The organism is Desulfovibrio desulfuricans, assembly GCF_004801255.1.
In the GTDB taxonomy this organism is placed as follows: Bacteria; Desulfobacterota; Desulfovibrionia; order Desulfovibrionales; family Desulfovibrionaceae; genus Desulfovibrio; species Desulfovibrio desulfuricans_C.
Window position 1 is genome coordinate 2,594,565 of record NZ_CP036295.1, and the last position, 21,419, is coordinate 2,615,983.

Below are 21,419 nucleotides of genomic sequence, written 5' to 3' on the forward strand. Positions count from 1 at the left end.
CGCGCAAATTACCCGCCCCTGCCCGCAAAACTCCGCCTCCGCGCCAGGCTCTGGTTATTCAACGCTGAACCCCGCCGCCGCAAGTTCGGCCGTACTCACTGCTCCGGCGCGCACCATGCGCAGCCGTCCCGCTCCGCCTGCCGCACAGCCCAAGGGTTTAACCACGGTTGAGGGCAACCCCCCGGCAGGCAACGGACCGCCTGCCAATATGGGCAACACTGGCAGGGAGGCATCCGCAGTTGCAGCATTTTCTGCGTACGCTGGTGGGCACGGCATATCCTGCGCCATGCGCAGCAACGCCTCCAGCAGGGCCGGATCAAGCTGCTGCGGCGTGCGCACGGCCTCGCCGCCGCTGAGGTTGGCGCTGCTTGCAGTGAGCGCCCCGCCAGCCTGTACTGCCAGCTGCGCCGCCAGCGGGTGCGGCGTGACACGCACGGCCGCCAGCCCCTCGCCGTTGACGAGCGCCGGGGGCAGGCATGGACGCGCAGGCAGCAGCACCGTGAGCGGGCCGGGCCAGAATGACAGCAGCCCCCGGGGCATGGCGGCAAGCTCCGCCACTTCGTCCACCTGGGCGGCATGAGCCGCCAGCAGGGGCAGCGGCTTGTGGACGGGCCGACGCTTGAGCTGATACACCCTTGCCACGGCGTCGGCATTGGCGGCAAGGCAGCCCACCCCGTAGAACGTCTCTGTGGGGAACACGAGCGTCCCGCCGCTCCGCAAAAATTCCGCAGCCTGGGGCAGCTCCATACCCGCGCACGGCGCAAGACCGCCGCAGCCCGGCGCTGCGCCATGGGCCGCCGCCGCTGGCAACTGCAACAAAAAACGAGAAGACATGACTGGCAAACCTTTGAAATACATAAGTGTGGGCAAACTGAAAACGCCGTTCTGGAAGGATGCCGCCGCCCACTATACAACGCGCATCACCCGCTGGCGCAAGCTGGACATAACCGAGGTGCGCGACGGCGATGCAGCCCTGCCGCAAGACCAGCGCAATGCTCTTGAAGGCCGCCGCATCATCGACGCTCTGGAGCCGCAGGATATAGCGCTGGTGCTGGACGAGCGCGGCCAGCACCTCACCTCGCCCCAGCTGGCCGATTTGCTGCGCCAGATGGATCACGACGCCAGAGGCCGGGCCTGCTTTATCGTGGGCGGAGCATGGGGGCTGGACGACGCCGTGCGCCAGCGCGCCAGCCGCTGCATCAGCCTTTCGCACATGACCCTGCCGCACGAGCTGGCCCGGGTGGTGCTGCTGGAGCAGCTGTACCGGGCGGAATGCATCCTGCGCAAGGTGCCTTATCATCATTAGGGGCGCCACCAAGAGCCCCCCAAAAAGCCGCAGCCCGCAACAGGCTTAGAGCACCTCGTAAATTCTGGCGAACACGTTGTCGTACACCAGCTTGAAATAGGGAGAGACGCGCGGATCCTGCGGATCGCCCACCAAAAGCTGCACCATCAGCGAATTGTACAGGCCCGCATCCATGGCAAGCTTTTCATCCGTTACCCGGTTGAAAAAAAAGTTGATGTTGCGGCGTTTTGAAAGAAATTCGTGCTGTTCTTCGGGCGTGGCCTTGGGGTGAGCGTCAAACCAGTCCTGAATATAATTGCGGCGCGTCACGCCTGTCTCTTCAAACACGCTGATGGACGAGGCGTAAATGGCGCTGCTGTTGCCCTCCAGGCGCACCTCGCCCGTATCAAGCTTGTAGGCAAGGGTCTGCGGCACAATGGAAAGCGCCCCGCCCTCGCCCGACCGGGTGACAAAATTCCAGTTGCCAAAATTGCTTATCCAAAAGCCCAGCCGCAGCATTTCAAAACTGACGACCACGTACAGCTTGGCGTTGTTCTCGATCAGGGGCGTCTCGGGCGAGCGCAGCCTGTCCATAAGTTCCTGCGCGGCCTGCCCGTCCAGCCCTTCAAAGACGTTGCCCGGCTCGTTGCCGCACTGCGCCGTATAACGGATGATCTGACGGGCAAAACGGGGGTTGTCGGTGGCAAAGACGGCTGCTGGCAGGTAGAGCGAAGGCCCCGCGTGCTGCGCTCCGTCGGCGATGGTCTGCCGCCGGGCAAAGTGGTTGGCCGAGTAACCCCAGTCCCACCACAGCCAGATCATGGCGTCGGGCGGGGTCATGACCTTGGCGCGCGAGAGCGCCTCCGCATGACGACGGTTGATTACCGGCCCCTGCGACATGGCGGGGATCATGTCGGCAAAGGGAGCAACCAGCAGGGCCAGCAGCAGGCCGCTGGTCAGGATGCCCGCCACGGCTCCGCGCAGGTCAACCCGCAAAAGACGTTGCAGCAGCCAGTAAAAAGGCAGGGTCAGCCCGATGGCGATGATGGGCGCGCCAAACATGACCATGCGGCCGCCCATCTTGACGCTCAAAATGCCCAGCGCCGCCAGGGGCAGCAAAAAAAGCGCGCCAGGCCGCCGCAGCAACACCAGGCCAAAACCCAGAAGGCCAAGCACCCCGGCTTCCATCCATGGATGAAAATAGGGGAAAATTTCGGCAAAGCCCAGGTCCTGCACTTCGATAATGGACTGCGCCACAGAGGGATATTCCAGCGAAAGCCCGCCGCCAGTGCTCTTCACATCGCCGGTGTGCTTCACGTAGGCGTTGATGTGGTTCATGATGGAGGTAAAAATTTCGCCTTGCAGCATCAGGCAGCCCACGCCCGCCAGCAGCAGCGCCAGCAGCCACGGGCGGCACAATAGCCGGCGCAGCTTGTAGCCGGTTTTTGTGCCCGCCGCCAGCAACAGCAGGCTGAAACACAGCCCCCACGGCCCGGCCAGCGTGGGCAGGGCGTAAGCCATACTGCCCAGAAGCAGCAGGCCGCGCCTGCCGCGCGGGGCCATGACCAGACTCATAAAGGCCAGCAAACCCACATTGTAGCGGATCAGATAGGGAAAAACCGAGTGCCATTCCTGCGTCCACCACGAGATGACGCCAGAGCTGCCTAGCAGCACAACCCACTGCCAGCGCAGGGGATTACCCAAATGATCCGCCTGCCTGAACTGCGGAGCCCAGTGCCCCTGCGGCTGGTTGCGCGAAAAAAGACGGCGCACGGTCAATACGCCCGACGACATGGAAAGGCGGCGCAAAACCATGCCCGGCAGCAGCATGTAGCGCATGGCCCAGCTGGCTGGAGCCAACGTCATAAGCAGCGGAAAAAACAGGGTTACGAGGTCTGTATCGTAAAAACCCAGCAGGGTGCGGGCCAGAAAGCCCGGCGATATGGCCGTAAGAATGCCTGCGGCAACGCCAGCCTCAATGCTGCCCAGCGCCCATACCCAGGCAAAGGCGATAACAGCCACAAAACTGGCCAGCAGGGCGGGAAACCAAAACGCCACGGCGGCAGGGGTGCTTCCGACCATATCTGCCATTGCCTTGAGCATCACCGCCATGGGATGCCCCACGGCAAGGCCAAAATCTTCCGCCCCCGCCACCCAGGTGTAGGCGTCGTGGGTAGCCAGCAACCATTCGTTGCCAAGCCGGTATTCCGGATTTTGCCAGCAGGGCCACTCGAGCATGCGCAGGCCAAAAGCCAGGGCCAGGGTCAGCAAGCCCCAAAACAGGCCGCGCGCCCAGTACCTTCCGGGGGGCAAAGACCGCTTGCCGGGGTGCGTGTCCGCGCCCGCTGGCCGCGACATGGCGCCAGCCGGTGCGGCCTGCGGGCCGTGCGGTTTTTCAGCGGTGTTTATTTCTTCGGCTGCAACGGCTGCGGCCTGGTCTGCTGAGTGTTCTGCCGTATGTTCTGCCGTATGCGCTGGGGTATGAGCTGCGTCATGGTTTGCGGCGTGCATGACATTCTCCCTGGGGGGGCTTTGCGCCTGTTCATGTCTGGCGAGGCAGGCCACGGGCCGGTCTGCGCCCGCCGCCTGTTCCCGCCACGAGTTCTCAGGGGGCTGGCATGTCGGCAGGGCTGTTGCGTCCCTGCCGACCGATCACATTAAAAATTCTTGCGGAACAGTGCCTTAGTTCGTCCCGTGCATGGCGGCGTCGTAGGTCAGCCGCTCGCTGGCGGCACTGGGGGCAAGCGCCCAAAACCAGCGCCCGTGGCCTGCGGCCACATACGAATGCTGCGCCGCAAGCCGCCAGGGGGCGGGCAGATCACCGGGCGCGGGCTCAAGCGCCAGCACAATCAGCACGCCGCTGGCCTGCAACCTGGGGGCGGCAAGTTCAAGCAGCTGCCGCCAGGGCATAAAGGCACGGCTCAGGATGCAGTCGGCCTTGTAGTACTGGCCCTGAAAAAAATGCTCCACCGGCCCTCTGAAAATATGCGTGGACGGCAACTGCAGCCGTGAAAGCACGCTTGAAATAAACAGGGCGCGTTTTTCGCGCACCTCCACCATATAGTATGCGCCGCGCGGCCAGACCATGCGCAGGGGTATGCCCGGCAGGCCAGCGCCCGCGCCCAGGTCCCAGCTCAAGGGGGATTCGGGCAGGTCAAGCTTATCCAAAAAACCGGCCAGATGAAAACTGTCCACGACCAACCGTGCCAGAATGTCCTGCCAGGTATGCGGGCCAACCAGATTCATGGCCTTGTTCCACTGGCAGAGCATTTCAAGATATTCCGCAAGCGGTTCCAGGGCCGTTTGCGGCACTTCCGCTCCTGTGGCCGCCACCAGACTGGCCAGTTCCTTTCTGTCCACCGATTGTCGCTGCATGTTCCTTATCCTGCGCTTATACGCCCTTCGCGGGCTTTTCCGGCGTATTTGCCGGGTTCACTGTCATATCCCCGCAGACCGGGACTTGCAAGCCCCGCGCCGATAACGTAAAAAAGAGGGCTTGCGCGCTCGCACGCTCCACAAAACAAACACAAGGCCGGTAACGGCCACGCCAATGCGCACCCTTGTGCGCCACTGGAGGATAACCCCCGTCATGACACAAGCCGTTCTGCTCTTTCCCGGCCAGGGCTCGCAAGAGTCGGGCATGGGCCGCGATCTGGCCGAGGCCTCTTCCGATGCCATGAACCTCTGGAAGCAGGCCGAGCGCATCAGCGGTCTGCCCCTGCGCGAAATTTACTGGGAAGGCGACGCTGCCGCCATGAGCGACACCCGCGCCCTGCAGCCCGCCCTGACCGTGGTGAACCTGAACCTCTGGAGCGCCGTTGCCGCGCGCGCCAGCGTGCGCGGCGCAGCCGGGCACAGCCTTGGCGAGTTCAGCGCCATGGCCGCCGCAGGCGTGCTGTCCGCCGAGAGCGCTCTTGAGCTCACCGCCCTGCGAGGCCGCCTTATGGCCGAGGCAGACCCCGACGGCAAAGGCGGCATGGCCGCCCTGCTCAAGCTCGACCAGCCCGCCATTGAAGAAATTGTGGCCGAAACAGTCGCCCAGTGCGGCGAACTTTTGCTGGTTGCCAACTACAACACCCCCGGCCAGCTTGTTATCAGCGGCGCCAAGGCAGCCGTAACCCTGGCCTGCCAGAAGGCCAAGGAGCGCAAGGGCCGTGGCCTTGAGCTCAAGGTCAGCGGCGCGTTTCACAGCCCCATGATGGCCGAGGCCAACAGGGAGCTTGCCCCCCTGCTGCGCAAGGCCGTGTGGAGCAAACCCAGATTCCCCGTGTACTGCAACGCCCATGGCAAGGCCGTGACCGACGGCGAGAGCGCCCGCGACAGCCTGCTTGTACAGATGACCTCGTCCGTGCTGTGGATAGACACCATGCGCAACCAGTATGCCGACGGCGCGCGCCGCTGGCTCGAGCTCGGCCCCAAGGCCGTACTGGGCAAAATGGTTGCGCCGTGCCTGGCCGGTACCGCTCAAGCGGAAGACCTTGCCGTCGAACTGGTCAACAATGCGGAGACCGCTTCGGCCTTTGCGGGATAGTATCCGGGGAGCGGCCCGATTGTTCGGGCGGGTTCTTCCGTATTTTTTGCCAACTTTTTTCTTCATGCGTTCCCGCGCGGCACTGGCCGCAGGCAGGGGGCGCATGAACCCGAAACGGGGTTTCCGGCGGCGCAGGCCCCGGCTACCATAGGCGACCAGCCGCAACCGTTGCACAAAAGGACACCAGCACTATGCGCGCCATTGATACCCTGCGCACGGCCCTGAAGGGCATTATTGAAGAAGAAGGCCTTGCCTGGCCCGTCAAAACCGTCATCGAGCCGCCCCGCGACCCCAAGCACGGCGATCTGTCTGTGAACTCCGCCATGCTGCTGGCCAGGGAGGCCAAGGCCAACCCCCGTGAGCTGGCGCAAAAATTTGCCCAGAAGCTCGTGGAGCGTTGCCCCGATGTGGCACATGCCGAGGCGGCTGGCCCCGGCTTTTGCAACGTGACCTTTACGCAGGATTTTTGGCGCGGCACTGTGGTGGATATTGAATCCGCCGGCGCGGAATACGGCAAGAGCACGGGCGGCGCGGGCAAAAAAGTGCTGCTGGAATACGTGTCGGCCAACCCCACCGGCCCCCTGCATGTGGGGCACGGGCGCGGCGCGGCCGTGGGCGACAGCCTTGCCCGCCTGCTGCGCATGGCCGGCTACGACGTAAATACGGAATATTACATCAACGACGCCGGTCGCCAGATGCGCCTGCTGGGCCTTTCGGTATGGCTGCGCGCCAAGGAACTGGCCGGCATGCCCGTTACCTGGCCCGAAGACTACTACAAGGGCGACTACATCATCGACATCGCCCGCGAGATGCTCGACGCCAACCCCGCCCTTGTGCAGCTGCCCGACGCCGAGGGACAGGACGTGTGCTACGACAAGGCCATGAACGACATCCTCAACGGCATCAAGGCCGACCTCAACGAATTTCGCGTTGAGCACCAGCGCTGGTTTTCCGAAAAAACACTGGTGGAAGGCGGGGCCGTGGCCGCCGCTTTCAAGGCGCTCGATTCCGCAGGCTATACCTACGAAAAAGACAATGCCTACTGGTTTGCCACCGAAAATCTCGGCGACGACAAAAACCGCGTGCTGCGCAAGTCTGACGGCAGCCTGACCTACTTTGCCTCCGACATCGCCTACCACCACGACAAGTTCCAGCGCGGCTACGACTGGCTCATCGACATCTGGGGCGCAGACCACCACGGCTACATCCCGCGTATGCGCGCGGCCATCACTGCCATGGGCAAAACGCAGGACAGCTTTGACGTGGTGCTTATCCAGCTGGTCAACCTGCTGCGCGAGGGTCAGCCCGTGAGCATGTCCACCCGCGCGGGCACGTTTGAAACCCTGGCCGACGTCATCAAGGAAGTGGGCGTGGACGCGGCGCGTTTCATGTTTCTTTCGCGCAAGAGCGACAGCCCGCTCGACTTTGACCTTGAGCTTGCCAAACAGCGCAGCCTCGACAACCCCGTGTACTATGTGCAGTACGCCCACGCGCGCATCTGCGCCGTGCTGCGCAGGGCTGAGGAACGCGGTTTTGCGCTGCCCGGCAAGGCCGATGCCGCCCTGCTGCAAGGGCTTGATACGCCAGAAGACATGGCCCTGCTGCGCAAGGCCGCAACGCTTGAAGACATGCTGGCCTCTGCCGCCAAATCGCTTGGCGTGCACCATGTGAGCACCTACCTTACAGAACTGGCCGGACAGCTGCACAGCTACTACGCCAAGCATCAGGTGCTGCTGGCCGACGACGCGCCGCGCACCCTGGCCCGCCTGGCCCTCCTGCGCTCCATCGGTCAGGTGCTGCGCAACGGCCTGGACGTACTTGGCGTAAGCGCTCCGGAGAGCATGTAGGCAGGGTTTTGCCTGCCGGCAACCAAAGAGCGGGCATTTGCCCCGCTGACTGCAAAAACGTCGAATACTCGGCGTGCGCCCATTGAGTCTTGTGCCTGCTGCAAGGCGCATCCTGGCAAGGTTTGACGCGGTCGCCCGCGCATCTTTACAGCATGCGCCTGCACAGGCAGGATACAAAGGCCAGTGGCCCACGACGGAGGATACCTGATGGCCGCCCCCTTACGTAAACCCCGCAAATCTGTCGTTTCCCAGCCTTCGGGCGAGAAGCGCCGCTTTGTTATCCGCCTTTCGGGGCCAATGGCCGCGCTGCTGGGAACCATCCTGGCGGTCGCTGTGGGCTGGTCGTTTTTTATGGGCTTTATGGTCGGGCGCGGGCAAAACCCCGAGACCCGCGTCGAGCAGATGACCAGTATGATCTCCAAGGATTCCGCCCCGGGCAAGGGCAAACCCGCTCAGCAGGAGGTTCCTGCGCCAGCTGCTGCTGCGGCGGAAACCGCCGACGCACAGGCCCCGACGGCTGACGCAGCTGCGCCCCCGGCTACGGCGGCCCCTGACCAGCCCGGCAAACCCGCCGACGGCAAGGGGCAAAAAGCGGCGGCCCCGCAGGCCCAACAAGCTCCGCAGGCCCCGGCCTATCCCTTTTCGCAGCCTTCGCCCAACAGCATGGCGGCGTGGGGCATCAAACCTGGCGCCAATCAGGCGGGAGCACAGGCGGGGGCACAGACGGGCGCGCAAAACGGTGCGCAGGCCGCCAAGCCAGCCCCGGCAAAAACCGGGCCGCAATTCGATTACGTGTACCAGGTGGCGGCGTTCAAGTCTGACGAAGACGCCGACAAGCTGCGCACGCGTCTCGAGGGCAAGGGGCTGCATACCCGCACCCAGAAAAGCGGCAAGCTCGTGCTTGTGCTGGTCAACATGCGCGGCACGGAAGACGACGCCTTCAACCTGCGTGAAGACCTGCGCCACATGAGGCTTGGCGTGCCCATTCAGGTTTCGCAAAAACCGGTTTCAAGCAAACCGCAAAAAACCGGGCGGTGAGGCGTACCATGACGGCAACCGAATCTTTTGGCGATTTTCTGCGCAAGATCGGGCGACCCTGTCTGCGCGGCGTTGACGCCCTTGGCGGCACGGCCCTGTTCATGTTCGAAGGACTGGCGCAGATGTTTGCCAGCCCCAAGATCTTTCCGCGCACCATGCAACAGCTCTATATCATTGGTTCAAAATCGCTGTTTCTTATCATGCTCATCGGCGTATTTTGCGGCATGGTGCTTGGCCTGCAGGGCTATTACACCCTGGTGAAATTCGGCTCTGTGGGCATGCTGGGCTCCGCCGTGTCGCTGACGCTTATCCGCGAGCTTGGGCCAGTGCTCACGGCCATCATGCTTACGGGTCGCGCCGGGTCCTCCATGACGGCCGAGATCGGCGTAATGCGCATTACCGACCAGATAGACGCCCTGGACGTCATGGACATCAACTCCATGGGCTATCTGGTCAGCCCGCGCATTGTGGCCTCGCTCATCGCCTTTCCGCTGCTGACGGCGGTGTTTGACGTTATCGGCATCATCGGCGGCTACCTCACGGGCGTGCTCATGCTGGGCATCAACGAAGGCGCGTATTTTTACCGTATCACCAGCTCCGTGACCGCCACAGACGTTAACGGCGGCTTTATCAAAGCTATACTTTTCGGCCTGCTGGTCACCACCGTCTGCTGCCGTCAGGGCTACTTTACCAACAAGCGACGCGACAGCGTAGGCCCGGAGGCCGTGGGCAACGCCACAACCTCCGCAGTGGTCATCTCGTGCGTGCTTATCCTTGCAGCCGACTATATTGTAACCTCGTTTCTGCTCTAGCAGGCCATGCAGGCGGTAACTGTCATAGGCATCGACCCCGGCTCGCAGCGTACGGGCTGGGGCGTGGTGCGCGAAGCTTCAGGCGTGCTGCAGCTGGTGGATTGCGGCGTGGTGCGCACCGCCTCGGCGGGGAAGGAATTTTCTGACCGGCTGGCGCGCATCTATCACGAGCTTTCAGCAGTGCTGTCCCGCCTCAAGCCGGAAGAAGCCGCCATAGAACAGGTCTTTACCGCCAAAAACGCCGCCTCCGCCCTCAAACTCGGCCAGGCGCGGGGAGTGGCCGTGGCCGCCTGCGCGGCGCAGGGCCTCTCCATCAGCGACTACGAGCCCACACTGGTCAAAAAATCCCTTGTGGGAACAGGCCGGGCCGAAAAAGAACAAGTGGCCTTTATGGTGCAGCGTCTGCTCAACGTCAAAAACGCCAACTGGGCGCTGGACACCTCGGACGCGCTGGCTGTGGCCGTGTGTCATCTTACAGTACGCCGCTTTGCCGCACTGACGGGCAAGTAGCCTCCGCTCATGCGCAGCCTCCAGCTCCGCCCTGCAGCTTCGTCCACCCGCCTGACTTAACCGCTCCGCTTGCACCACGTTGTATACTGCGATTTTGTGGCGCGTTCCTGCACTCAGAACGCCGGATATTCCGCCATGTGCGGCGCTACCGCCCTGCCCAGCCAGTCTATGGCCCGGCCCAGGTGCCGCATGTTTTCCAGGGCAAAGGCGTCCTTTCCCGCTTCCCCTTCTGCATGGCCAAAACCCACGTTCCAGTAGGTCGAACCGGGCACAAGCATCTTGGACATCAAAAACATGTGGTTGATGCTGTCGTAAGCGTGGGTGGCCCCTGCCCGCCCCGCAGCCACCACTGCCGCGCCAATTTTGCCCTGAAAAAGGCCGCCGTTGACGTAGGCCACAAACCCGGCCCTGTCCACCAGCGCTTTCAGCTCCGCAGACATATCCGTAAAATAACAGGGCGTACCCAGAATCATGGCATCTGCCGCCAGCATTTTTTGCAGCAGTTCGTTGAGCAGGTCGTTGTCAAAAATGCAGCGGCCATTCTTGAGTTCCGCGCATTTTTCACAGCCCCGGCATCCCTGAATCTTTTTGCCGCCCAGCTGCACAGTTTCCACTTCCCAGCCCGCTTCGCGCAGGGGGGCCAGCGCCTCCTGCAGCAGCAGGGCCGTATTGCCGTTTTTTCTGGGGCTGCCGTTTATGGCCAGTACTTTCATGCGTATCTCCTGGGTGATCGTTTTCTTACATCATATCCCTTATCTGCAAAAGTTGAAGTACTGATAAAAAAAACATATTGTAACACAAATAGCAGGTACTGATAAAAAGTATAGTATCGAAAGCGCAGGACACCCACATGGAAAATACGCCCCAATGCCCGCCCGTGATGGGCAATTACCGCTGCCACTTTGAACTCACCTTGCAGCTCATTGGCGGCAAGTGGAAGCTGCTGGTCATCTATTTTTTGTCGTTGCAGAAGGTCATTCGCTTCGGCCAGTTGCGGCGTACCCTGCCGGAAATCAGCGAGCGTATGCTGGTGCGCCAGCTGCGCGAACTGGAGGACGACGGCCTTGTGAGCCGCAAGGTGTACGGCACGGTTCCGCCACGGGTGGATTATTCGCTCACGCCGCTGGGCGTTTCGCTTGTGCCCATCATGGAATCGCTGAAGGCCTGGGGCAGCATGTATGAAAACAGCCGTGGGCGGGCAGCCGCCACAGCCAGCGCCGCACCGGCGGAAAAATAAAAACGGAGGGCCAGTAGACCCTCCGCCTGCACACGGCGGCAACGCCGCCATGCATACCTGCCGTCGGGCTATTCCACCACAACGGCCTTTTTGATAACCACGTTTTCCATGGGTACATCGTCGTAGTAGCCCTTTTTGCCGGTCTGCACGGCGGCAATCTTGTCTACCACTTCCTGCCCCTTGATGACCTTGCCAAACACGGCGTAGCCCCAGCCCTGGGGGGTCTGGCTCTTGAAGTCGAGAAAGTCGTTGTCCTTGGCATTGATAAAGAACTGCGACGAGGCCGAATGCGGCTCGCCGGTACGGGCCATGGCAATGGTGTACTTTTTGTTTTTCAGGCCGTTGTCAGCCTCGTTGCGGATGGAGGCGCGGGCAGACTTCTGCTTCAGGTCGGCAGTCATGCCGCCGCCCTGAATCATAAAATTTTTGATGACGCGGTGAAAAACCGTGCCGTCGTAAAAGCCCGATTTGACGTACTGCACAAAGTTGGCCGTGCTGATGGGGGCCTTGCGCGAATCAAGGCGCACAAAGATGTCGCCCATGCTGGTCTCGAGCTTTACTGTCGGGTCGGGGTCGGCGGCCTGAGCCTGACCGGCCAGAGCAAGGACGGCCCCAAGGCAGAGAGTCAACGTAAGCGCACGAAAAAATACACGAAATGATTTCATGGAATACTCCTCAAAGTTTGGTGTGCCGGGGTTGCCCCGGCAGGCCGCAAGGTAGCACGGGGCCTGCCGGGCAGCAAGGGTGCGCAGGGGGCCGACACGCATGTGCATATGGCCCCCGCCCGGGCCGGACGACGGCTTTCGGGCAGGCCGCAAGGCGAAGTTTCCCCCTCCAGCCCTTGCTAATTGCTGCTGCCGTCATTATACTTACAGGCAGAAGACAAACTTCAGGCCTCAAGACGGCACTGCGGCACGGGAGCCGCAGCCGCCATGCAGGCTGAACGCCTTCAACTGCTTTTCGGAGGATATAATGTCGTACACCCGCAGTGTTGCCCAAGGCGCCGCCAGCAGCGTCGCTTCCATTTACATGCGTCAGGTTTATCAGTGGATGACCGCCGGTCTGGGCGTAACCACAGTTGTAGCCTACGCAGTTGCCAGCTCGCCTGCCGTGCAGGAAGCCATTTTTGGCAACACCATTGTGCTTGTTCTCATGCTGGTGGCCCAGTTTGGCCTTGTCATCGCCCTTTCGGCGGCGGTTCACAAAATGTCCGGCGGCATGGCCACAGGGCTGTTTTTGCTGTACTCGGCCGTTACGGGCGCAACGCTTTCGTCCATTTTTGTGGTCTACCCCATCGCGTCCATCGCCAACGCCTTTCTGGTGACCACGGGCACCTTCCTGGCCATGTCGGTCTACGGCACGGTTACCAAGCGCGATCTCACCGCCATGGGCAGCTTCCTTTTCATGGGGCTCATCGGCATTGTCATCGCCTCGCTGGTCAACATCTTCCTCAAGAGCAGCATGATGGACTTTATCATCAGCTGCCTTGGCGTGCTCATCTTCACCGGCCTGACCGCTTATGACACGCAGAAGCTGCGCCAGTTCGGCGAGAACGCCCCCCTCGAGGACGGCACGGCCGTGCGCCGAGGCGCCATACTTGGCGCGTTGACCCTGTACCTTGATTTTATCAACCTCTTCCTCATGATGCTGCGCCTGTTTGGCGGCAACCGCGAGTGACGCGGCCCTGCGCCAGCGCAGTCTGAGATTTGAGAGACTGGGGGCGAAAGGCCAGGCCTTTTGCCCCCTTTTTTCGCACTACGGAATTTTATGAAAAAGAAAAAATCCCCACGCGGCGCGTTTGGCGCTGCTGAACATACCCCCGGCTTTCCCTCGCGTGAGGAACTGCTGAAAACCCTCGCCGCCCAGTCGCGCCCCATGCGCGTGGACGGCATCTTGAGCGTGCTGGGCCTTGCCCGCCGCGCCAAGGGCGATCTGGAAGCCCTGCTCGCCACACTGGCCGACCAGGGCAGCCTGCTGCGGCTGCGAGGCGGCCTGTGGGCGCGCCCCGAATCCCTCAAGCATATCTTGGGCCGCTTCAGTTCCCTGCGCGACAGGGGGGGCTTTGTCACGCCCATGCGCCCCGCCGACGGGGACGAAAACAACCGCGACAGCAGGCTCGAATTTACCGGCGAGCGCGACGTGTACATTCCCGCCGGGCAAACTGGCGAGGCCTGGCATCAGGACATTGTGCGCGTGGCGCTCAGCCCCGGCGCTTCTCGCGGCCCCTCGCCCGAGGGACGCATCATCGAGGTCGTCGAACGCGGCCTCAAGGAAATACCCGCCCACGCTGCTCACCGCACGGGCAACACGCTTTTTTGCCGCCCGGCTGACGCCCGGCTGAGCGTAAATTTCAGTGTCGAGCTGACGGAGGGTCAAACGCCCCCCCAGCCAGGCACGCTGGTACTGCTCGCCCCGCTGCAGCGGCTGGCCTCGGACCTGTGGACTGCCCGCCTCGTGGGCAACTATGGCCGCGAGGACGACGTGGCCGTGCAGGAAGAGCTGGTCAAGCTCAACCATGAGGTGCCGCGCGACTTTCCCGCCGGTGCGCTGGCCGAGGCCCAAAACCTGCCCGACGGCCCCACGCCCGAAGACATGCGCAACCGCGAAGACGTGCGCCCACTGCCTCTGGTGACCATTGACGGAGCCGACGCCCGCGACTTTGACGACGCCGTGCAGGTTGAGGACCGCCCCGGCGGCGGCTGGCTGCTGCGCGTGGCCATTGCCGACGTAAGCCACTACGTGCGCCCCCGCGGCAGCGGCAGTACCGGCGCGCTGGATGCCGAGGCCCTTGCGCGCGGCAATTCGTGGTACTTCCCCCGCTCGGTCGAACCCATGCTGCCCGAAGCGCTCTCCAACGGCCTGTGCAGCCTGCGCCCTGATGTTGACCGGCTGGCAATGCTGGCGGAGATTCCATTTTCTCCGCAGGGCAAGCCCGGCAAGCCGCGCTTTGCCCAGGTGGTCATGCGTTCGGCGGCGCGGCTGACCTATGATCAGGTCAAGGCCTGCATGCTCGACCACGACCCCGCCGCCCTTGCCGCCCTGCGCGAAAACCCGCGCGGCGATGAGGTTATCGCCATGCTGCAGAAGGCCTTTGCCCTGTATGCGGCGCTGCGCGAAGCACGCCGCCAGCGCGGCAGCCTTGACTTTGACCTGCCCGAGGCGGACAGCCGCCTGGACGAAGCAGGGCGCGTTGTCTGGATGGGGCACCGGCAGCGGCACGACGCCCACAGGCTTATTGAAGAATTCATGATCGCGGCCAACGAGGCCGTGGCGCGTTACCTGCGCGACGCGGGCATGCCCTTTTTGTACCGCGTGCATCCCCTGCCCGACCCGGAACGGCTGGAGAGCCTTTTTGACACGCTCGCAGGTACCGGGATGGAGGACCTGCCCGCCCAGCCCGATGCAGCCGCCATGCAGGGCATACTTGCCCGCGTACAGGGCACGGATCAGGAATTCCTGGTCAACCGCCTGTGCCTGCGGGCCATGCCGCAGGCCCGCTACCAGCCCGTCAACGAGGGGCACTTTGGCCTGGCTTCGCAGGCGTACTGCCACTTTACCTCGCCCATCCGCCGCTACGCCGACCTGCTGACCCATAGGGCACTCAAGACCGCTCTGGGCATCGGCGTGGGCGCACTGCCCGCCGGGCAAAAGCTGCTGCGCATCGGCGACCAGATCAACCGGCGCGAACGCGCGTCCATGGCCTGCGAGCGCGAGATGGACCGCCGCATGGGCTGCCTTGCCCTGCTGCCACGCGTGGGCGAGCACTTCAAAGGGCTGGTGGCCGGGGTGACCGACTTTGGCATATTTGTGGAACTGGCCGAAATGCCTGTTGAAGGCATGATCCGCATCGATGACCTTGGCGACGACTGGTACGACTTCGACCCGCACACCATGAGCCTGGTGGGCCAGCGCTCCGGCGTCATGTGGCGCATGGGCCAGAGCCTCGAGGTGGCGCTGGCCGAGGTCAACCTTGGCCGCCTTGAAATACGCCTCATGCCGCTGGAGCTGCCCAAGGCCGCGCAGGGCGGCGCAGGGCGCGGCAGGGGCAAGCCCACCCGCAGGCCCGCCCGCAAAGGCGGCGCAAAACCAGGCAGCACAAGCCGCCCCGACGGTACACGCTCCGGCTGGAAGGTCACCTCGCCGGGCGACGAATCCGGCAAACGTGGGAGCAAGGCCGCAGGCGGCGGTAAGTCGAGCCGCCGTAGCGGCGGAAAAAATTCTGGCGGCGCTCGCTCTGGCGGCAACAGCGCTGGTGGCGGCAACTCCGGCGGGGGCACGGGCAAGACCAGCAAAAAACGGGGCCGCTGATGGCGCTGCTCACAGCCCAGCAACGCATGGGAGCCGCCGCCCTCATACTGGCGGCCAGCACTGTGCTGTCGCGCCTCATGGGCCTTGCCCGCGACAAGATCATCTCGTGGCAGTTTGGCGCTGGCGGCGAATCAGACATGTATTTCGCCGCCTTTGTGGTGCCCGACATCATCAATTATCTGCTGGCTGGCGGCTTTATGTCCATCACCATCATCCCCCTGCTGACCCGCCGGTTTCAGGAGGACGAGGTTGATGCCTGGGGCTTTTTTTCTTGCGTGTTCTGCTGGATGGCGGCGGCCTCGACCCTGCTGACCATTGGCGGCATGGCTCTTGCCCCATGGCTGGCACGGACTGTGGCCCCCGGATTTACACCTGAACAGTGGGTGCGGCTGGCCTTTTTTATGCGCATCATCCTGCCCGCCCAGATATTCTTTTTGTGCGGGGCGTGCCTCACGGCCCTGCTGTTCATGCGGCGGCAGTTTCGCGTGCCCGCGCTGGCCCCGCTTATCTACAACGGGGCCATCATTGCCGTGGGCCTGCTGCTGCCCTGGCTGGCAACAACCAGGACAGCGCAAACCACCCTGCCCGCAGGCCTGCTGGCGCACATGGACGGCATGACGGGCTACTGCGTGGGCGTGACCCTGGGCGCTGCCCTGGGAACCTTTGCACTGCCCCTGCGGGTGGCGGAGCAGCAGGGACTGCGGCTGCGCATGGTCTGGCGGCATCCGCTCATGGGCAAATTTTTGCTCACCGCCCTGCCCCTCATGCTGGGGCAGACCATCATGATGCTGGACGAGCAGTTTCTGCGGGTGTTCGGCAGCCTGGCGGGCGACGGCGCAGTAAGCCTGCTCAACTACGCGCGGCGCATCACGCAGGTTCCTGTGGGGCTGGTTGGACAGGCGGCGGCGGTGGCCTCCTACCCGTTTTTGGTCTCGCTGCTGGCCCAGGGCGAAACCGAACGCTTCAACACCACCCTGCGTACGGCCCTGAGGGCCAGTGTGGCACTTATCATCCCTTGCGCCTTCTGCATGGCGGCCACCAGCTGGCCCATACTGGGCGTTATTTTTCAGGGCGGACGCTTCAGCCCCGCCGACACGCTGGCGACCCTGCCGCTCACCCGCATCATGCTGGCCGCTACGCCCTTCTGGATTATCTACATGGTGCTGGTGCGGGCCTACTACGCCCACGGCGACACCATAACCCCAGCGGCGACAGGCACGGTCATGACCCTTGTGTGCGTGCCGCTGTACTACTGGTGGGCCGTGCCCCACGGGGCTTGGGCCATCGCGTCCCTCTCCGGCCTGAGCGTGAGCCTGTACGTGCTGTGGCTGGTCGCCATATGGATTCGCCGTCACGGCGGCGGGGCTTTTGCCGGTCTGCCGGGGCTGGCGCTACGGGTGACGCTGTGCTGTCTGCCCGCCACAGCTGCGGGCTGGTGGACCTCGGAGGCGTGCATGCGCACCCTTGCCCTGTCGCCCATTATCAGGGCCTGCGTGGTGCTGGTGCTGGGCAGCTGCGCCTTTGCGGCGCTGTTTTTGCCCATTGCGTGGCAAAACGCGCCCGAGACGCTTGAGCCGGTGCTGCAGCGCCTGCGGCGCAAGCGCGGCGCAGCCTGATTGTTTTGGAGATATTTTGCGGGAGGCGGGGCTTTTACGGACGCCCCGGAGGGACGTTATTCTTGACCTTGCAGAGGGGTAGAATAATGGACAGCAGAGCAAAGGGGCTTCTCCCCGCACAGCTCCCCAAAACCATTACTTCAGTTTCAGGTCAAGCAGGGATTCTTTTTACGCCATAACTCAAGGGGAATGCCCCTTTCTTCTCAATCCCTGGGCAACGCACCGGCATGGTCGCCATCGGGCTATGATTCTTTTTTTACGGCTGCGGCATGCTTTTGCTGCAAGCGTCGCTCAAGCAGGGAAATGACCGCGCCCGCCAGCAAGGCCGCCGCCGATGCGAGGCTGTAGCACAGCCACAGCGACAGATGCTCAACCCCTGTCATCACCACCACCGCAAAGGCAATGCAGCCAAACCACCCAGCCATGATGCCGCGAAAGATGCTCACCACGGCCGCAGCCCCCAGCGTGGCGTGGGCAAAGGGCACAATGGAGCAGACCATGACGGGAAAAAACATTAGCACGCCGCTCCAGCCGGGTCCGAGCCAGTGGGCGGCTTCGGTCACCGCATACACCAGCGTGGCCCCGCAGGCCATCTGCACGGGTACGCGCACGTAGGCCGTCATTGCGTGGCCGTGCTCGCAGCGGGCCGTAATTCTGGGCAGGCAGGCCAGCACCAGCACCGGTGCAAGGGACGAGAGGATTACCGCCCACAGATGCGTGAACGGCAGATGCAGCACCAGCATGCCGCCGCCAAAAAAACCGCCAAGGGCCGCTGGCAGGGCCACAAACCAGGGCATGCCCAGCGCCGCCAGCCGGGGATAGATAAGGGCCGTAGCCGTGCAGGCCAGCACCCCCAGCAGGGTGTTGTACGAGGCGGCGGCGGAAAAATCCGGCCCCTGCTCAAGCGTGAGAAAAAAAGACACCGGGCCGGAAATAAGCGGCAGCCCGGCTATAACGCCGCCCACAAACGATCCCCACCGGCGGGCCACCAGCAGGCACATGAGAATGAGCAAAGGCGTGAGAAAAATCTTGACCAGCATCGGCTAACCGCCCTGTTGCTGCACTTAGGCATTGCCGCGTCGTTGCGGCCTGCAGCAGTTGATTAAAACAGCTGTGCGTGACCCAGCTTGCGCGTCAGGCGCAACAGGTCGTCATGGTACAGCAGCCATGTCGCGCCCGCCACGCAGGCCAGAAAGCAGTATTCTCCAAGGCTGCCCGTTGAGCACAGCTTGAGCGACAGCTTGTTCTGGCGCGAAAACGGCGTGAGCGGCACGCCCGACGGGGTCAGCATATCGAGCAGCACATGGCTCAAGCCGCCAAAGCCAAGCCCCAGCAAGGCATCGCGGCCAAGCGCTCCAAAACTTGACGGCGACAGCGCAAAGGCCGCCACGCATACCGCCAGCCACCAGCCAAACCAGTGGGTAGTCCCCCTGTGGATGGCGTTAAATACCTTTTGCCGCCCCCTGCGGGTGGGGGCCAGGCCCGCTATGCGCTGATCAAGCACGTCGGGCAGCACAGCGCCAGCGCAGGCCGCAGCCACGCCCTCCAAGGGAAGGTGCAGCGCCAGCGCCGCCGCCACGGCTGTGGCCTGATGCGTAATCCATTTCATGTGAGAACCGTTGGGTAAAAAATATTGCGGGGAGGAATCTCTTGTACAAAAGAGCATCCCTCCCCGCAAGGATATTACTGCAACGCAGGTTGGCTGCCCTGAGCCATACGGGGCTTTTCGCAATACGGATTTTTACAACAACCCGGTTTGCCCCGTTTTAACAAAAGACTCCTGCAACAGCCTGAACCATAAGCAAGGATCATTGAGCGGTGGAGTCACCCCCCGCCAAATATCCCACCGTCAATCAGCTTCGGCGGTTACCCGCAGCGCGAAAAACCGCAGCCGGGGCAGATGAGGCAACCTTCCTGAAAGACCAGCGGTTCGCCGCATTCGGGGCAATTCTGGGCTTGCAGGTCGTTGAAGTCGCCGATGTGTTCATCCTTGAGGTAACGTTTTTCGAGCACCCAGGCGATGGCGTCGGGGATGGAAAGCAGCAGCCCCTTGCCCCGAAAGACAGGGTGCTCGCCGCCAATGCCCTTGATCTGGGCAACCACGTCGCGCACGTGCACTCCAGAGCGCAGGGCCAGCGACACCAGACGGCCAATGGCCTCGGCCTTGGCGGTAATGGAGCGGCCAGACTTGCCGATGGTGGCAAAAACCTCAAAGGGTTTGCCATCCACCTCGTTGACGGTGAGGTACATGGCCCCAAGCCCGGTGGGGACCTTTTGCGTAAAGCCCCACACGACGTCGGGCCGTTTGCGCACGCCTGCTCCGGGCTGCGCCGGGCCAGACGGGGCCTGCGCCTCCGGGGTTCCGCCGGTATCGCCGTCCATCTTCTTTTGGCCTTCGCCCGTGGCCAGCACCTGGATGCTTTTGCAGCCGTCGCGGTACACGGTGACGCCCTTGCAGCCCTCCTGATAGGCCAACCAGTAGATGTCAAAAATATCCTGTTCCGTCGCGCTGTTGGACAGATTAACGGTTTTTGACACGGCATTGTCGGTGTGGCGCTGAAAAGCCGCCTGCATGCGCAGGTGCCACACCGGGGCGATATCCATGGCCGTCACATAAATCTTGCGCAACTTGGCGGGCAGATAGTCCATATCCTTTATGGAGCCCTTGGCCACCACAGCGTCCATCAGCTCGTGGCTGAAAAGACCGGTATCTGCCAGGGCGGCCTCAAAATGGGGGTTCACTTCCACAAGGCGCTCGCCGTCAAGGATATTGCGGGTAAAGCACAGGGCAAACAACGGCTCCACGCCCGATGAGCAGCCCGCGATGATGGAGAGCGTACCCGTGGGCGCGATGGTGGTTACCGTGGCGTTGCGGTAGGGACCCTGCTTCTTTTTGGCATACACCGACGTGGCGTAAGCCGGAAAAGCCCCGCGCTCGGTGGCCAGCTGGGCCGAAGCCTTGTGCCCCTCGTCCTGAATAAAGGCCATGATGCGCTCGCCAAGCTCAATGCCCGGCTGCGAATCATAGGCCACCTCAAGCTGGTAGAGCAGGTCGGCAAAACCCATGACGCCCAGGCCGATCTTGCGGTTTTTGCGCACGGTTTCGGTGATGCTGTCCAGCGGAAAACGCGAAGCGTCGATGACGTTGTCCAAAAAGCGCACCGCCAGGTGCACCACGCGCTTGAGCTCGGCCCAGTCAATGCCCTCGCGGGCGGGGTCGGCGTCGTTTTGGTGGCCGGGAACATAAAAACACGAAAGATTGATGGACCCCAGGTTGCAGGCTTCATAAGGCAGCAGGGGCTGCTCGCCGCAAGGGTTGGTGGATTCAATCTCGCCCTGGTCGGGGGTGGGGTTGTCGCGGTTGATGCGGTCAAGAAACACGATGCCCGGATCGCCCGACTGCCAGGCTTTTTTAACCAGCAGGTCAAATATCTCACGCGCCCGCAGACGGTTTATCACTTCGCCCGAATTGGGGGCCACAAGGTCATAATGCTCGTCGTTTTCAACGGCGCGCATAAACACTTCTGTAAGGCCCACGGAAAGATTGAAGTTGTTAAACTCGCCCTCTTTTTCCTTGGCGCGGATAAATTCAAGGATATCAGGATGGTCGACGCGCAAAATGCCCATATTGGCCCCGCGCCGGGTTCCGCCCTGTTTTACCTGCTCTGTGGCCGTGTTGAAAATGCGCAAAAACGACACCGGCCCCGAGGCAACGCCGCCGGTGGAGCCCACGCGGCTGTCCTTGGGCCGCAGACGCGAAAAGGAAAAGCCCGTGCCGCCGCCCGATTTGTGGATCATGGCCGCGTATTTGACCGCGTCAAAAATTTCTTCAATGGAGTCGCCCACCGGCAGCACAAAGCAGGCGGAGAGCTGGCCCAGGTCTGTCCCCGCGTTCATGAGCGTGGGAGAATTGGGCAAAAACTTCCAGCTGGTCATCAGGTCGTAAAAATCGCGGGCGAGGTCTTCGCCCTTGCGGGTAGACTGCGAGTACTTGGCTTCCTGGGCGGCAATGGAAGCCGCCACCCGCCAAAACAGATCACGCGGAGTCTCTGTCTGACGGCCAGCCAGATCCTTGCGCAGATACCGTTTTTGCAAAACAACTTCCGTGTTGGGCTTCAGCTGGGGCTGCGGCAGATTTTTGGGCATTGTGAACATGAAAAAACAGCCTCTTTTTAGGGTATAAGGGCGCCTGAACGGCCCCCGGAGTCCGAATACAAACCGCAAAACAAAAACCC

Annotated in this window: 18 protein-coding genes; 10 read left to right on the top strand and 8 right to left on the bottom strand. The window is 62.7% G+C overall.

Going from position 1 to position 21,419, the window contains the following annotated elements:
• Nucleotides 1–54 precede the first annotated feature (54 nt).
• Nucleotides 55–834 carry an L-threonylcarbamoyladenylate synthase gene (locus DDIC_RS10845; protein WP_247647461.1) on the bottom strand — a complete coding sequence of 260 codons (780 nt, stop codon included), beginning with the start codon at nt 832–834 and terminating at the stop codon, nt 55–57.
• Here DDIC_RS10845 and DDIC_RS10850 point away from each other — a divergent pair.
• Nucleotides 833–1,306: a 23S rRNA (pseudouridine(1915)-N(3))-methyltransferase RlmH gene (locus tag DDIC_RS10850; protein WP_136400455.1), complete on the top strand. Its 474-nt coding sequence runs from the start codon at nt 833–835 to the stop codon at nt 1,304–1,306. The two genes, DDIC_RS10845 and DDIC_RS10850, sit on opposite strands and share 2 nt — an antisense overlap.
• Nucleotides 1,307–1,351: 45 nt before the next feature.
• Here DDIC_RS10850 and DDIC_RS10855 read toward each other — a convergent pair whose 3' ends face one another.
• Together DDIC_RS10855 and DDIC_RS10860 are read right to left on the bottom strand one after the other, a co-directional pair.
• Nucleotides 1,352–3,643, bottom strand: a complete 2,292-nt coding sequence (locus DDIC_RS10855) for an STT3 domain-containing protein (RefSeq protein ID WP_136401110.1) — start codon at nt 3,641–3,643, stop codon at nt 1,352–1,354.
• Between the two features lie 324 nt (nt 3,644–3,967).
• Nucleotides 3,968–4,660: a 16S rRNA (guanine(527)-N(7))-methyltransferase RsmG gene (locus tag DDIC_RS10860; RefSeq protein ID WP_136400456.1), complete on the bottom strand. Its 693-nt coding sequence runs from the start codon at nt 4,658–4,660 to the stop codon at nt 3,968–3,970.
• 214 nt (nt 4,661–4,874) lie between these two features.
• On the opposite strand from DDIC_RS10860, the gene DDIC_RS10865 reads away from it, so the two are divergent.
• From DDIC_RS10865 to ruvC, 5 genes are all read left to right on the top strand, one after another.
• A complete protein-coding gene (locus tag DDIC_RS10865) occupies nt 4,875–5,816 on the top strand; it encodes an ACP S-malonyltransferase (RefSeq protein ID WP_136400457.1) in 942 nt (313 codons plus the stop codon).
• Nucleotides 5,817–6,007: 191 nt separating this feature from the next.
• Complete coding sequence (argS, locus tag DDIC_RS10870) at nt 6,008–7,663, top strand: arginine--tRNA ligase (RefSeq protein WP_136400458.1); 1,656 nt, start codon at nt 6,008–6,010, stop codon at nt 7,661–7,663.
• 207 nt (nt 7,664–7,870) lie between these two features.
• A complete protein-coding gene (locus DDIC_RS10875; protein WP_136400459.1) occupies nt 7,871–8,701 on the top strand; it encodes an SPOR domain-containing protein in 831 nt (276 codons plus the stop codon).
• Between the two features lie 8 nt (nt 8,702–8,709).
• Nucleotides 8,710–9,513 (top strand): MlaE family ABC transporter permease, encoded by an 804-nt coding sequence (locus DDIC_RS10880; RefSeq protein ID WP_136400460.1) that lies wholly within the window; start codon nt 8,710–8,712, stop codon nt 9,511–9,513.
• Between the two features lie 6 nt (nt 9,514–9,519).
• Nucleotides 9,520–10,023: a crossover junction endodeoxyribonuclease RuvC gene (gene ruvC, locus DDIC_RS10885; protein WP_136400461.1), complete on the top strand. Its 504-nt coding sequence runs from the start codon at nt 9,520–9,522 to the stop codon at nt 10,021–10,023.
• 113 nt (nt 10,024–10,136) lie between these two features.
• On the opposite strand, the gene DDIC_RS10890 is transcribed toward ruvC, so the two are convergent.
• Complete coding sequence (locus tag DDIC_RS10890) at nt 10,137–10,736, bottom strand: flavodoxin family protein (RefSeq protein WP_136400462.1); 600 nt, start codon at nt 10,734–10,736, stop codon at nt 10,137–10,139.
• Nucleotides 10,737–10,873: 137 nt separating this feature from the next.
• Here DDIC_RS10890 and DDIC_RS10895 point away from each other — a divergent pair, with 137 nt between their 5' ends.
• Nucleotides 10,874–11,260, top strand: a complete 387-nt coding sequence (locus tag DDIC_RS10895; RefSeq protein WP_247647463.1) for a winged helix-turn-helix transcriptional regulator — start codon at nt 10,874–10,876, stop codon at nt 11,258–11,260.
• A gap of 68 nt (nt 11,261–11,328) precedes the next feature.
• On the opposite strand, the gene DDIC_RS10900 is transcribed toward DDIC_RS10895, so the two are convergent.
• Nucleotides 11,329–11,925 carry a peptidylprolyl isomerase gene (locus DDIC_RS10900; protein WP_136400463.1) on the bottom strand — a complete coding sequence of 199 codons (597 nt, stop codon included), beginning with the start codon at nt 11,923–11,925 and terminating at the stop codon, nt 11,329–11,331.
• A gap of 307 nt (nt 11,926–12,232) precedes the next feature.
• Here DDIC_RS10900 and DDIC_RS10905 point away from each other — a divergent pair, with 307 nt between their 5' ends.
• The 3 genes from DDIC_RS10905 (at nt 12,233) to murJ (ending at nt 17,184) form a co-directional block, all read left to right on the top strand.
• Complete coding sequence (locus DDIC_RS10905; RefSeq protein ID WP_168732537.1) at nt 12,233–12,937, top strand: Bax inhibitor-1/YccA family protein; 705 nt, start codon at nt 12,233–12,235, stop codon at nt 12,935–12,937.
• Between the two features lie 90 nt (nt 12,938–13,027).
• Nucleotides 13,028–15,568: a ribonuclease R family protein gene (locus DDIC_RS10910; RefSeq protein ID WP_136400464.1), complete on the top strand. Its 2,541-nt coding sequence runs from the start codon at nt 13,028–13,030 to the stop codon at nt 15,566–15,568.
• The gene (murJ, locus tag DDIC_RS10915) at nt 15,568–17,184 is read left to right on the top strand and encodes a murein biosynthesis integral membrane protein MurJ (RefSeq protein ID WP_136400465.1); all 1,617 of its coding nucleotides are present in this window, start codon (nt 15,568–15,570) and stop codon (nt 17,182–17,184) included. Before DDIC_RS10910 ends, murJ begins: the two co-directional genes overlap by 1 nt.
• 242 nt (nt 17,185–17,426) lie before the next feature.
• Here the strand turns inward: murJ and DDIC_RS10920 are convergent, their stop codons facing one another.
• The 3 genes from DDIC_RS10920 to DDIC_RS10930 all read right to left on the bottom strand — a co-directional run bounded on the left by DDIC_RS10920 (nt 17,427) and on the right by DDIC_RS10930 (nt 21,339).
• The gene (locus tag DDIC_RS10920) at nt 17,427–18,224 is read right to left on the bottom strand and encodes a hypothetical protein (RefSeq protein ID WP_136400466.1); all 798 of its coding nucleotides are present in this window, start codon (nt 18,222–18,224) and stop codon (nt 17,427–17,429) included.
• Between the two features lie 62 nt (nt 18,225–18,286).
• Nucleotides 18,287–18,793: a metal-dependent hydrolase gene (locus DDIC_RS10925; RefSeq protein WP_136400467.1), complete on the bottom strand. Its 507-nt coding sequence runs from the start codon at nt 18,791–18,793 to the stop codon at nt 18,287–18,289.
• A 257-nt stretch (nt 18,794–19,050) separates the two neighbouring features.
• Nucleotides 19,051–21,339 (bottom strand): vitamin B12-dependent ribonucleotide reductase, encoded by a 2,289-nt coding sequence (locus DDIC_RS10930; RefSeq protein ID WP_136400468.1) that lies wholly within the window; start codon nt 21,337–21,339, stop codon nt 19,051–19,053.
• Nucleotides 21,340–21,419: the final 80 nt, after the last annotated feature.